This window comes from Photobacterium indicum (assembly GCF_003026215.1).
Lineage (GTDB): Bacteria > Pseudomonadota > Gammaproteobacteria > Enterobacterales > Vibrionaceae > Photobacterium > Photobacterium indicum.
In genome coordinates this window covers 209,881-226,020 of the sequence record NZ_PYOC01000001.1, presented here as the reverse complement: position 1 = coordinate 226,020, position 16,140 = coordinate 209,881, and the positions used below count along the sequence as shown (strand labels likewise).

General features: G+C 43.2%; 9 protein-coding genes and 3 pseudogenes. 3 read left to right on the top strand and 9 right to left on the bottom strand.

The window, feature by feature from the left end; genetic code table 11:
* Positions 1-127: 127 nt before the first annotated feature.
* The 6 genes and pseudogenes from C9J47_RS00935 to C9J47_RS27250 form a co-directional block, all read right to left on the bottom strand.
* Positions 128-3,151 (bottom strand): cache domain-containing protein, encoded by a 3,024-nt coding sequence (locus C9J47_RS00935; protein WP_245903235.1) that lies wholly within the window; start codon positions 3,149-3,151, stop codon positions 128-130.
* An 88-nt stretch (positions 3,152-3,239) separates the two neighbouring features.
* Positions 3,240-3,971, bottom strand: a complete 732-nt coding sequence (torR, locus tag C9J47_RS00930) for a two-component system response regulator TorR (protein WP_107251831.1) — start codon at positions 3,969-3,971, stop codon at positions 3,240-3,242.
* A 527-nt stretch (positions 3,972-4,498) separates the two neighbouring features.
* Positions 4,499-4,630, bottom strand: a pseudogene (locus C9J47_RS27255) (IS6 family transposase); the annotation flags it as partial.
* Between the two features lie 121 nt (positions 4,631-4,751).
* On the bottom strand, positions 4,752-7,589 hold the full coding sequence (locus tag C9J47_RS00920; RefSeq protein WP_107251830.1) for an AMP-binding protein: 2,838 nt from the start codon (positions 7,587-7,589) through the stop codon (positions 4,752-4,754).
* 130 nt (positions 7,590-7,719) lie between these two features.
* A pseudogene (locus tag C9J47_RS27550) lies at positions 7,720-7,800 on the bottom strand (IS6 family transposase); the annotation flags it as partial.
* Positions 7,780-8,368: pseudogene (locus C9J47_RS27250) on the bottom strand (transposase); the annotation flags it as partial. The pseudogenes C9J47_RS27550 and C9J47_RS27250, both read right to left, overlap by 21 nt.
* A 172-nt stretch (positions 8,369-8,540) precedes the next feature.
* Between C9J47_RS27250 and C9J47_RS00900 the strand changes: the two are divergent.
* Positions 8,541-10,136 carry an N-acyl-D-amino-acid deacylase family protein gene (locus C9J47_RS00900; protein WP_107251827.1) on the top strand — a complete coding sequence of 532 codons (1,596 nt, stop codon included), beginning with the start codon at positions 8,541-8,543 and terminating at the stop codon, positions 10,134-10,136.
* 57 nt (positions 10,137-10,193) lie between these two features.
* Here C9J47_RS00900 and C9J47_RS00895 read toward each other — a convergent pair whose 3' ends face one another.
* Positions 10,194-11,081, bottom strand: coding sequence for a DMT family transporter (locus C9J47_RS00895; protein WP_107251826.1), 888 nt, complete (start codon positions 11,079-11,081; stop codon positions 10,194-10,196).
* A 354-nt stretch (positions 11,082-11,435) separates the two neighbouring features.
* Here C9J47_RS00895 and C9J47_RS00890 point away from each other — a divergent pair, with 354 nt between their 5' ends.
* Entirely contained in the window at positions 11,436-11,891 is a 456-nt protein-coding gene (locus C9J47_RS00890; RefSeq protein ID WP_107251825.1) for a hotdog fold domain-containing protein, read from the top strand.
* Positions 11,892-11,967: 76 nt separating this feature from the next.
* On the opposite strand, the gene C9J47_RS00885 is transcribed toward C9J47_RS00890, so the two are convergent.
* A complete protein-coding gene (locus C9J47_RS00885) occupies positions 11,968-12,528 on the bottom strand; it encodes a 3'-5' exonuclease (protein WP_107251824.1) in 561 nt (186 codons plus the stop codon).
* An 87-nt stretch (positions 12,529-12,615) separates the two neighbouring features.
* Positions 12,616-13,467 carry a LysR family transcriptional regulator gene (locus C9J47_RS00880; protein ID WP_107251823.1) on the bottom strand — a complete coding sequence of 284 codons (852 nt, stop codon included), beginning with the start codon at positions 13,465-13,467 and terminating at the stop codon, positions 12,616-12,618.
* 655 nt (positions 13,468-14,122) lie between these two features.
* Between C9J47_RS00880 and C9J47_RS00875 the strand changes: the two genes are divergently transcribed.
* Complete coding sequence (locus tag C9J47_RS00875; RefSeq protein WP_107252683.1) at positions 14,123-15,958, top strand: leukocidin family pore-forming toxin; 1,836 nt, start codon at positions 14,123-14,125, stop codon at positions 15,956-15,958.
* Positions 15,959-16,140: the final 182 nt, after the last annotated feature.

Genomic DNA, 16,140 nt, shown 5'->3' with positions numbered 1-16,140 from the left:
GTTTGATTATGAGAGGTGTCTTAATCATACGGAAAAATTAGGACAAGTTAACGGTAAGTGCAGTTTGCAAAAAAGAGGCAATAAAACAAGGGCATGCCATTAAACAGCATTCACCCTTGTTTTTTCCTTAAAATTCTTCTTTCAGTCTATCGATAGAAGGGGCATAGATAGCAAGTAAGGCCGCTGACAATTTCGTTAACGCCAGCTCATCAGCACCTTGCTTACAAGCTATTTCCAGCTCCTCACAAGCTTTACTCAGGGCGGTTAAGCCAATGGCTCCAGCGGAGCTTTTAAGGCTGTGAACTGGCAACTCAAGAGCTTTTGCTGAGCTCTGGATTTTTATTTCATGGGTCAGAGTCGCCGAACGTTCGTAAAACATAGCCACCATATCCTGCACTAGTCCATCTCCGAGGATCTGCCGATCGTTCTCCAGCACCGAGGGGTCAAAAAGAGTGACGGCAGGTTCCTTACCCACGTCCCGATCTATGTTCCTAACTGCATCGAACTTGCTGGATTGGCCATTATAGACATTAGCGATAACAGTCTGCATCCGCTTAAACTGTACTGGTTTACCTAAGAAACCATCGAGGCCGGCCTCAAGATATGATTCAATTTCTTGCCGGAAAACATGGGCAGAGAAGGCAATAGTGGGTATATGGCGATTCGCTTTCTCTCTCAATTTACCTGTCAGCGTAACACCGTCAGTATCCGGTAGATTAATATCCATTAAGATGATGTCGACATCATGATCCTCCATCGCACGTTGTGCCATTTCTCCAGACATGGCTACAACAACCTTGTGACCAAGCTTGTCTAAGAATCCTTTAGCGACTAGGACATTCGTTTCATTATCTTCTACCAGCAAAATATTTAATGGCGGGACAGTGAGGGAAACCGTTACATCTGTGGAAATGAGTTCGCCTTCCTCGCCGGCATTCAACGGCAGAGTAAGAATAAACCGGCTACCGATATCCGGCTCACTGTACACCATTAAGTCCCCGCCAAGCATCTCGGCGAACCCCTTGCTGATAGGCAAGCCTAACCCGGTACCGCCTTCTGATTGAGTTACCTGTTCAAAAGGCTCAAAGATAACAGCCTGCTTTCTTTCAGGGATACCTTTGCCAGTATCTAAAACTTCAAACTTGAGCAAAAAACGGTCTTCCGGCAGTTGCTCCTTGAGCTGCACACGGATTGTAACGCTTCCGAGGTTGGTAAATTTAATGGCGTTACCCACTAAATTGGTGAGAATTTGGATGATCTTGTTGGCGTCACCATGCAAAAAAATTGGGACATCGCTTGCAACTGCATAGGTTAGTGTGATGTTCTTTTCTTTGGCTCTGGCTTTAAGCATATTGACAACATTGCCCACAATCGAATCGGTGCGGAAATTGGTTTCATTAATATCGAAACACCCGGCTTCGATTTTAGAATAATCCAGGACATTATTGAGTACCCCCATCAGAATTTCGCCTGATGAAATGATGGTTTTAGTGTAGTGTTTTTGTGCGTTGTCTAAGGTTGTATCATCAAGGAGGTGTAGCGTCCCCATTATCCCGTTCATGGGGGTGCGGATCTCGTGGCTCATGTGGGCAAGGAAAGACGATTTGGCTTTGTTGGCCTGTTCCGCTTGTTCTCGTGCTTTTGCATGCTTGGCGACTTCACTGTTTAGTGCGTTATTGGCCTCTGTAAGCTGCGTCGTACGTTCATCTACCAGTTTTTGTAGTTCATTCTGGTGTTCTCGCAAGGCTAAAGCATTTTTCTTAAATACCGATATTGCATCCGCGAGATGACCTATCTCGTCACTCTCCCCCCGCGGAATATCGACAGAAAGATCACCGGCCGCCAGTTTTCTTATTACCGCTGTCATACTGCCAGGAGCCTCAGGCACATCATTATTTAACAGCAGTGCTTGGTCATTGGCTTTGTGGGTATTTGCGGTCGTCTCGGAGGCGTGCTTGATACCGTCAGTAATATGAGCAGAGGCTTGCGAAATTTCCAGAGTCATGGATTGCAGATAAATAATGAAGTTGTTTACCGACTTGCCAATATCGCCCAACTCATCATGTGACGTGATATCAATCCGTGATGTTAAATCGGCTTCGCCGGTCGATAAAGTATCAATGCGCTCTTTGAGGATCACTAAGCCTCTAACAATCTTATTGATCGACCAGGTTGCGACCAGCAAAGCAATAATCAGCAGTACAGCGGCAGTAGCAATGTTCATGTACACTTTGTCATTAAAAATTTCTGCCGTAGCGCGAGTCAGCCCATCTTGAATGCTAGTGATGTCGCTCTCATAAGTGCCAGTAGCAATCGTCCAGCCCCATTCAGGAAAAATATTCCTGGCATAGGCAATTTTGTTCTCTGTTTGTTTGGTGGTCGGATTTTCGTAAGCAATTTTAACAAAGGCTTCGGATTGGCCTTTTATTCTGTCGGCAATTCTTGATGTTGTTGACGGAATGACAGTACCGATAATGTCGGCCTTGGGATGAGCCAGGATCTTACCGTTCTTGTCCTGTACCCAAAAGTAGCCATTTTGGCCGTATTTAGATGAACTGATGGTATGAAGAGCTGCCTCTAGTTCATCTCGCTTTAATGTACTGATGTATTCACCCGTTGCAACAATCAGGTTTAGCGGTTCGAAGTAAAACGATGCCGTCAGTTTTTCTTCGACTTTTTGGGTTACCGGATTTAAGAAGTGATAACTGGTAAAGCCAATCGCATTGGCTTTGGTTGCACTGACAATATTTTGTGCGTAATAGTTGCCATTGGTGTCTTTTTTGTCATAAGCGCTGGTGCCGATAATGCTGGTGTTGGCTCCGTTAGCCTTGTTCACTATTGAGGCGGCATCATAGGCAAAGATATACCGGCCATTGTCCCAGCGGTATTCATTGATAAAAGCGTGAATGCTGGTTTCGGCATCGGCCGCAGAGTCACTGTTGTTATAAATATTGTCTATGGCATCTCTAAACGTAGTGATATCAGTCGCTAATTCTGCCTTGATATTTTCTAGCTTCGAATTCTCATAATAATAGGAAAGGGAGCGGGTAACGGTATCAACCTGGCCCTTTAAATTATCATTCAATAACTTAGCAACCTTAACACTCACATTACTTTGTTCCGCCTCAAGAACAGATTTTTCCGTATTCATAAGGCTTGTGATAAAAAAACCACTCATTGTCAGCAATGAGGCGCACATAATGAATGAAAGCTTGGCTCTTATTGTTATATTCACGGGGCTAAGCGACCTCAGGCGCAAAGAGGTAACCTTCACCGTGTATGGTGATAAAAATCTTGGGGTTTTTGATGCTTTCTTCCATCTTGTTTCTCAGCCGGCGGATCAAAACGTCAACGGTACGATCGCTCGGTGTATCAACTCGATGAGAGATCAGGTTTAGAAGCCTGTCTCGACCTAAAACCCGGTTGGGGTGCGTGATGAAAGCGACCAGCAACTCATATTCAGCTTTGGTTAGCTTTACCATATCGTGACCCTTTGACAGCTGACGCTGAGCAACATCAAATTCAAAGTCCAGGAACCGGAATGTACTATCATCCTTTTCCAGTTGCGACCAGGCAACCTCTGCCTGTTCCAAAGCGTCACGGGTAAGTTGGATACGCCATAGCAAGTTTTTTGCACGTACCAGCAGCTCTCGTGGTTCTACAGGCTTGGTTACATAGTCATCTGCGCCCATTTCAAGGCCTAAAATCCGGTCGATGGGGTCAGTTCGGCCTGTAACCATGATGATAGCAATGTCAGATGTATTCCTCACGTCACGGGTGAGCTGTATGCCGTCTTCTCCTGGTAAGTTAATATCCAGCAGGATCAAATCAATTTTCTCGCGGTTAAGGATCTCTTTCATCCCAACACCGTTATCAGCCTCGAAAACAGTGTGACCAGCCTGGGCGAAGTGCCCCTTAATCTTCATCCTAATAATAGGGTCGTCTTCTACAATCAAAATTTTGTAAGTCATCGGTTCTCAGTATGCTGCCATGCTTTGTCGCTGGATTATCTTCCCAGAATGAATTGCCTTTCGCGTGCCGTACGGCGTATGTTTATTATTATGCTGACACATAATATACCTTTGGCAAATTATTCCTATTCCTACACGCTGAATTGAGAGATTGTGACAGTTTTAGGGCGATTTCTGGTGAACTCCGAACCTTCTGTTTATTGCATACCAAATGGTCGTTATCAGGGCCTGGTACGCTATACCCAAACTACTTCAAGATGCAATGTTCAGCGAGAATTCAGTGGCTTTTAGGGGGGTTGTCGCAAAGTTTAGTCTAACTACACGCGCACTGATTTTCAGATACAATTAGGCTGCTAGAGCATAAAACTGCTCCCAAATAGATAAGCCTTCAGGGTTGTCGAGTTGCCCATTTTTAATCATCGACCACAGTTCTATACCAGCTAATGTGGCCTTTGCTCGACGATATTGTTCAGATACTTGATTGAAAGGATTTCAATTAAACTTAGCATGTGCCCGTTATGCCAAAGCTCAACATTGATGCCACGCTCTGCCAATACCTCTTCAAGTTCACGGTAGCTCAGTTTATAGGAAAGATAGTAACGAACGGACTGCAGTATGATCTCGGAAGGAAAATGACGGCCTGTGAATTTGATGGTCATGCGATCGCTACGTAGGAAAAAGTTCTGCAATCATAAAGCATTGAGTAAGCTTGCGACAAAACCTCAAAAATATCTCATTACACTCATTACGTTAAATACTTTGTTCAGCGTGGTTTTAATCTTACTTTTCTATGTGTGCCAAATCCGGTTCACCACAATGTTTCAGAATTTCCGTTCTGGCCTGATCCCTCAGAGCGAGGGCTGCATTCCAATCGGTCCCTTGCGAAGTCAGCGGTTTACCAATCGTCACGCTGATATCTCCCCGCCTGGGAAACAAAGAATTACCACGCAGCTTTGAACGTGTACCACAAAGGGTGATTGGCACAACAGGCAGACCACCATCGACCGCAGCAATAAACGCTCCCATATGAAATTCGTGAAGGCCGGGCATTCGATATAACGTTCCTTCGGGAAAAAAGAACAGGGAGCGGTTGCCCCTGGCATTAGCCGCTATCCGCCGGGCATCAATCACTCCTTTTTGCATATCAAAACGCTCAACAAATTCCGTATCCAACTTGGATAGAAAAATGCGGGCGAAAGGATTTTTCAATAGCTCCGCCTTGGCAACAAAATGACATTTTGACGGGGCTACCAGCGCCATTATCATCCCATCAAGGTAGCTGGAATGGTTAGCAACTAAGATGCAGGGGGTGGTATCGGCAGGTAGGTTCTCCTGTCCTTTAAACATTATCTTAGTTCCGGTAAACCCGATCAGTAAACGAACACCAAGTCGGGTAACCGACCAGCACCAGCGTTTATTGGGGATAGCCGCAACCAGGCACCATACACATGACGCAATGACGGCCATAACCAACCACATGTAAGCGGCGTAACTAAAATCTGAAACTATTCGCCAGTAGCGTCTCAACTGAGGCTTTATTCCTGCCGTCATCAAGCGAAGCGTCTGCCACCACACGGCACGTTGGCGGGCATCCAGTTTGTCTTGCTCATAGAGATCTTTACATGCTGCGTGGCGAACTTTCCCACTGGATGTTTTAGGGACGGCATGAGGTGGTGCGATCACCACTTCATCCGGGGGACTACCCAGCAGATCCAGAGAAAGATTGTTCACCTCCTGCTGAAGCCGCTGTTGTTCCGCTTTGTCGGTTTCACGTGTTTCCGCCAGTACAATCAACCGTTCAGTGCCGGACTTGCTATCATGGCTGGCAAATACCGCCACGCAGCCTTTTCGGATCCCCGGAATATTGCACACGGCTTCTTCCAGCTCATGGGGATATATGTTTCGACCCGCGCGGATAATAATATCTTTTCTCCGTCCGGTGATAAACAGCTCGCCACCGACCAGATACGCGCGGTCACCGGTATCCAGCCATTCCCCATGAAACAGCTGTTGCGTCTTTTCCGGTTCCCGATAATACCCCTGGGTAGCAGAAGGCCCTTTAAATTCCAGCCCTCCTTCTTCCCGTTCCGGTAGCTCTCGGCCAAATTCGTCAACAATACGGATCTGGTGCCCCGGCAGCGGCTGACCTAAGCCCACTACCTGCATAACATCCGTTTCGTCGGCTGCTGCCGGAATCGCCCGGCCCAAACGCTCCATAGGTTCTCGTCTGATACGATCAATCAGGGGAAGACGCACGCTGGTCGGGAAAGTCAAACCAACCGAGCATTCTGCTAATCCATAAACCGGTGACATGGTTTCAGGGCGAAAGCCATATTTTTCAAATCGCTCAGCAAAGCGACGTATCGTACTGGGGCTGACCGGTTCAGCCCCATTCCATGACAGCCGCCAGCTGCTGAGATCTAATCCCTCAAGCTCGGCATCGTCGATTTTGTTGATACATAACTCATATGCAAAATTGGGAGCCGGTGACAAGGTACCGCGATGGTGATGTATCGCCCACAACCAACGCTGAGGTTTTGACAAAAACTGCAAGGGCGACATGATCACCAAGGGCATGGCATGATAAAGGCTGCCGAACCAGGTACCGATCAACCCCATGTCGTGGTATACCGGCAACCAGCTGACAAAAACATCGCTCGAATCGGCACCCACCACTTTGCCCATCGCCCGAACATTAGCAAGCAGGTTGGCATGCGTCAGAGCTACCCCTTTGGGATTTCCGGTACTACCCGAGGTATATTGTAAAAAAGCGATATCCGTGCTCTGAGCCTCCCCTGTTGAGAGTGGCCCGGGGAGTTGCCTTAACTCATCAACCGTGACTACCGCTTGAATAGAAGGTACCTGAAGCCGAAGCAATTGCGAAAGCGGTTTGGCTTCCGGGACAGTGATCAGTATACGCACTTGAGAATTTTGCAAAATACGAGCATGACGCATTAAGTGATCTTCTATCTGTGAAGGCCGTGCAGGTGGGTAGATAGGAACCGGAATGGCTCTGGCAAGCAGTATCCCGAAAAAACTGTAGAAATAGTCATTACTGGTTGGCAGCATAATGGCCACACACTGACCGGGTTCAACATCTTGTTTCACCAGCCCAGATGCAATCCGCAGTGCTTCATCCCGCAATGCCCGATAGCTGATCTCGGTTAGCTGATCAGCATTCTGATAAACATAAAGATGCGGACGGTCCGGATGCGCCTTGACATGCCAGTCAAGAACTTGTTGAAGAGTTTCCATATGCTCAGGGACAGATTCAACGACCCCAAGCTTAATCTGTCGGATTATTTGTTCTGAGACTAAAGCCGTGCCCTGGCTCTCTGCGTTTAGCAGTTCCCGTAACAAATCCCGTGGTGTTTCTATCACTGCCAGCGTTTGATCGGGCAGGTTTACCTTAAAATGCAGTTCTATACGTTGGATCAACTCGGCACGGGCAAGGCTGTCAAACCCCAGATCACGGTCAAAATCACAATCGAGCTGAATCGGCTCAGGGGGTTCCTGCCCTTGCCGCAGTTCTTTAACTAGTTCTTTAATAACATTCAGTACTGATTGCGCTGTTTGCTCTGGCTCACGACCTAGCGGACTTTCGGAGTCGACCGGCATAGCACGTATCCTTACAGCTGTGGCTGACTGTTATTACAAGTATGTTCAAAGTATAGCTAAATTCAGCAACTTGTATGGGGCTGTTGCAAATAATCTGATGAGGCGGATCTAGTCAGTCATTGACTTAAAATTACGAGTAAATCACTTCAACATTGAATAAACGATTCATAAAGGCGGATCTCTCCCGCACAAGGATTTTACGTTCATCATGAATGAGCAATGTTCGAAGATAGATATCACCTCGCTTGCTGATACCCAACAACGTTTGCTTGCCTCCGCTAGAATGCTGTCAGGGTACCAAACCTAGCCATGCGAACATGTGCCGAGCATTCTTAAAAACATGGGGATTTGGAACAGCGGAAATCATTGCGGTTGCTGTTAATTCCCCCACTCTGGGGATTTTCATCATGCGCTGGCAGGCTTCATTCTGACGACAGATCTGCTCTGACCTTTGATGCTCCCGTTGGAATCGCGATCCCATACTCCAAATTGAGTCCTCTAATCTCATTAATCAGTGCTGTTCTATTTTTAACTAATCGGCTTCTAATCCGATGCAGAGACTGTATATCTTGTTGTTTAACTTGCTTGATAGGAACAAAATGCATTGACGGTCTACTGGCTGCTTCGGTGATGGCTTCGGCATCATTCGCATCATTTTTGTTTGTTTTAACAAATGGCTTTACGAACTGAGGACTAATGAGTTTCACTGCATGCCCTGACCATAGGAAGACGCGGGCCCAATAGTTGGCACCTCCACAAGACTCCATGCAGTTGAAACATATTCTTGGCAAGATCAATACCCAGTAAGTTAATGATCATCATTTCATTAAACCCATAAAAGCAAAGCCAGCCCATACATTTGTCACACAAAACGATCTATCATAATAACGAATAAAATTAGGGTTTACTCGAGTGCCGTACTGGCATGTTATTGATGATGGAGTAACAATAATGCGTCAGTTAATCAAAAATGCGACGGTAATTGATGGGCGTGGTAGTAATGCTTTTAAAAGCGATATATTAATTAATAATCAAGTCATTACTGATATTTCCCCTTTCATCACAACAGCGGTTGATCACGTCATCGATGCTGATGGTGCTTTTGTGACTCCGGGATTTATTGACGTTCATAGCCACACCGATCTAGCAACGTTTTTACCACAAGGGTTTAAGCCAAAAACAATGCAAGGCATCACCACCGAACTTGTTGGCCTCTGTGGTCTTGGTGTATCACCGTTGCCAAAGGAACTGCAAGCTGAACACAGAAAACGTCTAATCATAGGTAATCCAACGATCGATTGGGGCTGGGACGATTTTCCCAGTTATACATCTGCCCTTGAGCAGCAGGGATTAGAAGTTAACGTATCCGCCTTCTTACCGCATGGCTTACTGCGTTATCAGATCTGTGGTAACAGCAGCATACCGATGAACAAAAATCAGCGACTAAAATTGGCTCAATTAACAGATGAAGCCCTAGGCGCTGGAGCCAGAGGAGTCAGTCTGGGGCTGATCTATCATCCTGCTCTATTTAGTGATCGCGATGAACTATTAACCGTCGCTCAGGTTGCAGCGAAACATCAGAAACCAATTGTTGTACACATGCGCAGTGAAAGTGATCAGATTCTTGAAGCACTACAAGAGATGATCGCATTATCTGAACAAGCTGGTTGCCAGTTGCATGTTTCCCACCTGAAGCTAATTGGCCGGCGTAATGCGAAAAAATTACCATCCTTACTATCATTGATCGAACGTTATCAGATCTCCTTCGACCAATATCCTTACCATTACGGAAGTACAACGCTATTTTCTATATTGCCTCCGGCCCTGATACGCGCCTACGCACCGGATGAATTGATGAATAAGTTACATACCTCCGCCGTCAGACGACAAGTCCATGACTGGCTTTCTGAACGTATTTTATCTCAGGCAAGCGAACCTTGGGATAACCTACCCGCGTTAGTCGGTTGGGAAAATATTCTTATTTGCGAAGTTGAAAGCCAAGAAGCTCAGAAATGGATAGGGAGCTCTATTGCTGAATGTGCACAACAAACTGATCAGCATCCCGTCGATTTTGCGTTAGATCTTCTCATCCGTGAGCAGGGTAATGTCCGGATGATTGATTATTTTATGGATGAGGCACTTGTTGAGCAGATCCTTCAGCACCCACAGGGGATGGTTGGCTCAGACACCCTACTCGGAGGCAGGCTTCACCCGAGAGTCAGTGGCACGTTCCCACGGATCATTAACCAATTTGTCACTCAACGCAAATTACTGTCACTTGAGCAGGCGATTCATAAAATGACGGCGTTAAGTGCAGAGACATTTTCACTTCACAAGCGGGGAAAATTAGCACCAGGCTATTATGCCGATATTGCTATGTTTGGCGCTGATTTCTGTGATCATGCAACGATAGAGCAACCAGAGAGGTATGCAACCGGTCTGCACAATTTATGGGTAAACGGTCAGCAAAAAGTCGCTCAGGGAAAATATCTGAGCACACGTTCAGGTCAACTTTTATTAGCAAAAAACGGTAATAACGGTATTTAGATAAAACACGTTATTACCGCTTTATTTTCACTGTCGCGTTTTTAGTTCACTTTACAGCTATGCCGTCGCCATTTTTTGTTGACGTGCTTTGACTTTCTTTTGGGCTAACGCGACACCACTTAATACCATCACCCCACCAATATAATGGTAAGACTCTAACTGCTCATTCAATACTACGCTTGCGATAAGCGCAGTAATTACTGGCATCAAGTTCATGAACATTGCAGTACGATCTGCACCTAAACGCTGAATACCTAACAACCAGCACCAAGGGGCAATTAATGAACCCAGCATTGCTGCATACATCACTAATGGAAATGCTTCTGCAGTAATCGCCATGCGCTCACTGTTTAAAAACATTGGAAACAGCATGATGACAGCGAGAACACCTTGTACATACACTGATTGCCAATTTGTGAGTGGCATCTGCCAGCGTTTCAATAAAACACAATAAAGTGCATAAACAAAAGCGGCGAGCAATAACAAACCATCACCTTGGGTGATTCCTTGCGCAGCTAATTGATTAAGATTACCGTGGCTTAGCATCAACACCAGCCCACCCAGTGACAATATTGCCCCAACAATGGCAAGCGGCGATAAGCGTTGACTAAGTAATGGCACACTTAAAAACATACTGATCAACGGCACTAGCGATATGATTAATGCCATATTTGTCGCTGTTGTTGTCGCGGCGGCAAAATAGCCCAAAGACTGGTTTAACACCATGCCTAACAACGACAAAAATGCTAATTTTGGTAAGTACGGTTTAATCGTTTTGCGATGCTGCCAAATAGATTTTGCTAAAAATGGAGTCAGCACCAGCATGGCAAAAAACCATCGATAGAATGCGATCGCTCCTGGATCAATCACGCTAAAAGAAAGTTTGTTTACTATGGCATTCCCTGCCCAGATAGAAACGGTTAATAAGGGAAGTAGGTAGAACATTGATTGCCTTTATGTATAAGTTCGTTTTTTATCGGGATAACATCTTTTTCTTAGGTGCATTCTGACACGTCACTAAAGATATAAATATCTGCAATCAGACATATAGACTCTATTGTCAGACATTGACTATTTCAGCGGCATAAAATGATTTATCCCATTGAATTACAATGAACATAAACAAAATAAGGCTTTGATTTTAAATACAAAAAATAAATATTTCATTTAATAACTGAGTCTTTCCTAATAAGAAACAGTGTAAAAACTGTGAGGCATGACCATGACATATGGTTGATTTCTGACCACACACAATGTAGCGTGGTCAGACCAGAGTGCCATTTGGAAAAGGAATTTTCAATGCGTAAAAATCTTAAAACTTATCGTCGAATAACCAAGCTACCATTCGGACAACATTTATTTACTTTCATTGTTTGCCGTATGGCGCCTTATTTTTCTTCCATAAAACCCTTAGTCACCGATCTAAAACCTGGCTATTCAAGCGTAAGTATTAAGAAGCGTAGAAGAGTGCAAAATCACATTAAAACAGTACATGCTATTGCTATGTGTAATATGGCAGAGCTCGCGGCAGGAATGATGACCGATGTTTCTGTGCCAGTTAAGAGCCGCTGGTTGCCAACAGGCATGTCTGTTCAATACCTTAAAAAAGCAAAAACAGATTTAGTTGCTGTGGCTGACGGGGGAAATATTGATTGGGATACTGATGGGGATAAATTAGTACCTGTAAGTGTGACTGATACTGAAGGTAATATCGTGTTTTCAGCAGAAATTACGATGAACGTACGCTTTACATAATTACCTGATCATCTTCTTCCTTTAAGGGGTAAATTTGGTATGGGTTATTACCAACACAACCCATACCAAAGCATGATCACTTATGTTTTTCTTGAGTTTCGCTATCGCAAAAAAGCGTTCTTGTTAAACGAGCTAGGTTATACGCATCAACATAACCTGAATGCTGTCGACCTTCCCACTCAAGACCTGCGATTTCCATAGCAGCACGTTGACCGCAACGCTTCTTTTTCACGTGACGCTGTAACCGAAAAATCATTGCTAAATTTATGTACTCAGTAAAAGGGACTTTTAAACCTTTCGCTGCACACTCAGCATGTAAAATACGATCGTCGTGTCCCCATGCCCCATAAATTTTATGTTTACCACCAAATTTAGACTCGATAGAGCGTAAGATTTCAGCTAAAGGCTTACCATTTTTATGAATAACCTGCGGTTTAATACCAGTTAACTCGGTACAAAACTCAGAGATTTCATCATGCTCAGGTTTTACATAATGTTGAGTTCGTCGCACGATCTCACCAGTATCTAAATCCAATTCCGCTAACCCAATTTCAATGATTTCACCGGTTTTTGGATCCCGGCCATCATTCCAACAACACATTTCGAGGTCAAAACAGACAATTCGATTAAAATTCATTACTTTTCCGAGCACAACGCTAAAACTGGGCAGGAAGGATACCATTTAGAGCGCTGTTCGCCAAAGCGAGTGAATAGAAAAAAACAGTCAGCCCAAAGAACGACTAGAGTAAGTAATAGCGGCTCTCAATGCTTCCCGCCTTGTTTTGTGAAAAGGATCATTTGCATAGCGCCTATGATAGATCATATATAACTTCACTGGTTTTATCGCAAAAGGATATTTATGAATTCGAAGGTTTAGCTTAGGAGCTAATTTTTCTGCAATTGAACGAGGAGAAGAAGCTATATAATCGCTTTCGGAAGATAAGATTAACATACTGGATAATGAGCCAGTTTCAATTTTCACTTTACGCGGCTCAACGGGCTTTTCAGATAGATTATTAATGGTATTTGTATTGTTTCGAGTGATTTTTACTGCTATATGCTCTTCTGCAAAATATTCTTCTAGCGTAATTTGAGATTGAATTCTAGGGTGATCTAACCTTGTTAAACATGTAGGTTCTTCTTGATGAAACTCTTCCACAATAAGTGAATGCTGCTTGCTAGACATTACATCGATAACTAAATCGACTTTTTGAGTGAAGAGATCATCAAAGATAGCTTTTTCTTCCAAGGGTGTTTCACTTAGCTTTATATTTTCTACATGACAAACTAGATGCAATACCACTTCGCTACAATAGACATTAAGATACTCTTGTTGTTGACCAATCGTTTCTAATACCGTTATCGGAGATTCAATTTTGTTTGCCAACGCTACAGCAGCACCAGTCGGTGAGATACCTCGCCCCTCTCTAACAAATAGAGGTTTACCTATTACACTTTCTAATCTTTTTAGCGCAGCACTCACCGCTGGCTGTGATACATCTAACTCTTCTGCTGCAATAGTAATTGAAATGTGCTTATAGACAGCCAAAAATGTTGTTAGTAAATTTAGATCCATGTTCACCTACATCTCTGCGTGGCTAACTGTCATTACTTCAATCTGATTTTATTTAATTACAGTTGGCATTAAATTTTTTGTGACTTTGACTAGTTTAGTCCTTATTTGATTCAACGATTAGATTTGTTCCACCAGCCTATGTTCTAGTAATAAATATTCAAATTCCTTACCGACAAGCCCGCGATATCTAAAATAAACTCTAATTTATAAAGTAAAATAATTTCTTGAGTGTTCAATCTCATTATTTTCAATAGAGCTGATTTAGGTTTTTAATTTCTAGTATTAATTGGAAGCAGTTTTGCACCGATACATGCAAAATATTGCTAAATATTCTTTTTTAGGCATTATTTGTATAGCTATGCAGACACTGCATACTATAGATATTCCTCAAGGGCATACATATTAGCTAAATCAAACAGGCTACTTGCTTGTCTATCTGGCTGAAATCATTGTTCATATCTTTAATTTAAATATTTGGGGTAGATTAATTTTCCAATTCATCGGCTAGGTGAATTGAATGTTTGATTTTGACCAAGATTCTTCTATTAACACTCTAGTTTCTATTGTTAATAGAATTTTGAATGAAGCTTTGTATCTCAAAATAACTGAAATGCATTTAAGCATTCCATTAAACGATATAGCTAGGAAAACAATTATGATAAGAAAAACCAATATTATAACGCTTGCTATACTAGCGTTAATGACAACTACAACGGCTAGTGCAGTAGAAATCAATGAGCCCGCAGGCTCTGCCATTAATATGCTAAGTAGCCTGCAAGATGTCAGCGCAGTAAATTACATTAACGCTGAATACTTGCTCGAGAATGATGCTATTCCACCTTCATTAACCGAGATAAAGACGCAAGTTTTGAATGAGGAAAAACGCTATTTTATAGACTTTAGTCATATTGATAATGAAGAAGATAAAAATAGTGTAAAAGATAAAATACGTCAAAGTATCGGGGTCTTTTTATCTGGTGATATGATCATCATTAGCCCATATAAAGGCGAGTTGATGTTTTCTCAGCTTGACGGAGTAGATGATCCAAATATCACTCTGTTAGAAGCTAAGCCCAAGCGATCATCACGAACAAAACGCAGTGCGCCTTTACTTTCAAATCAAGATAACACTATTCCAAATGTGGCTTTTTACCTCAATGCCAGACGTCAAATCTCTGACCAAGAGTGCAACCTGACATGGAATACATTTGATGGCCCGAAGCAAAGTTATCGTAGTTGTAGAAATGCCAATATATCTCTAATTTATAAAGTAAACCTTCAACGATCTCTGCGATTCGGGACTCAAGGTTCTGCAACGCCAGATGCCAAAATTGTTCGAATTGGTATCGATGATTCAACTCAAGGGACAGGTATTCAGCTAAACGATAAGCTTGCACCTCGATATTTAGTAACTCGCGGTATTCCATGGCCAGAAGGTGGGAATGAAGCGGAATTTGTTACGACAGCTATAGCAAGAAATTATGAGTTTAATTTCGACGCCTCTAATAATAAAGCGAATATATTAAGAACAGTACCGACCTCAAACCTCAATGCAAATTACAGCCAAAAAGAAGTATCAACATTTAATTTTGGTATTAGCGGTGGTGTTGAGGTTAACAAAGATGGCCCTAAAGCTAAGTTAGATGCCAATGCGAGTTGGAGTGAATCTAAATGGTTGTCATTCGATACACGCGATTATCGGGTTGAACGAAGTTCTAAAGGTGCAAAACATGTTGCATTTAAATGGGCAAGGCAACAACACCCAACTGCTGAGTCTATCAGAAACGTGAAAACTCACGGTATTTCAGCTCGTTTGAGGATACCAGCAGACCTAAGTCGTATTAATCCAATTGGTTACGCAAGTTTTACACCTAAAATGGAAGTGATCTACAAAGCATCACCAACGGAAACAGGGACAACAACCTTATCCGTAGATTCTGCTGTTGATATTACTGGCTTTAGATATCGTTCAAGTGTGACTGGTTTCTTTGGTGTCCGCACTTATTACTCTAAAGACAGTGATAACCAAGTTAAACGTATCAGCAAGAAAGTGAGCTTTGTGGTTGATTGGGATCATCCTGTATTTACTGGTGGTCGTCCGGTCAACTTACAGCTGGCAAGCTTTAATAACAAATGTATAGCGGGTGATTACCAACAAAACCTAGTAACCAAAACGTGTGATGAAGATAATTTCCAGCAAGCTTTCATTTATAACAAATTAGGACAGTTTGTTAGCGCACAAAATACTAAGCTATGTTTAGACGGTGAAAACCTGAATCAACTTCAAGCTTGTGGTTTAAATCTATCTCAACGTTGGCAATGGAAAGAAGGAACTAATCAACTTAACAATTTGTTTACTAAGGAATACTTAGGACACAATAAAGTAACTGGTGAGCTGGAACTTGTTGCAGACCAGAGCAGTGGTATTAGTATTGACCTGTACTCTTCATACGTTAATGTATTTAAACAATCATCAGTACAAAAGAACTAACTACCCATTACCAATCTCGATAAGTAATGGGGTTAACAGCAGCAACTAACGGTCTGCTAGTTTTACCATCATAGGCATAGACAGGTATATTCCTGTCTATGCCTCCTGACAAACCACTCAAAGCCCGTTTAAAAAAGTGATGACTGATAAGTAGAGGAAGACCTATCAGTCATTGAGGTTTA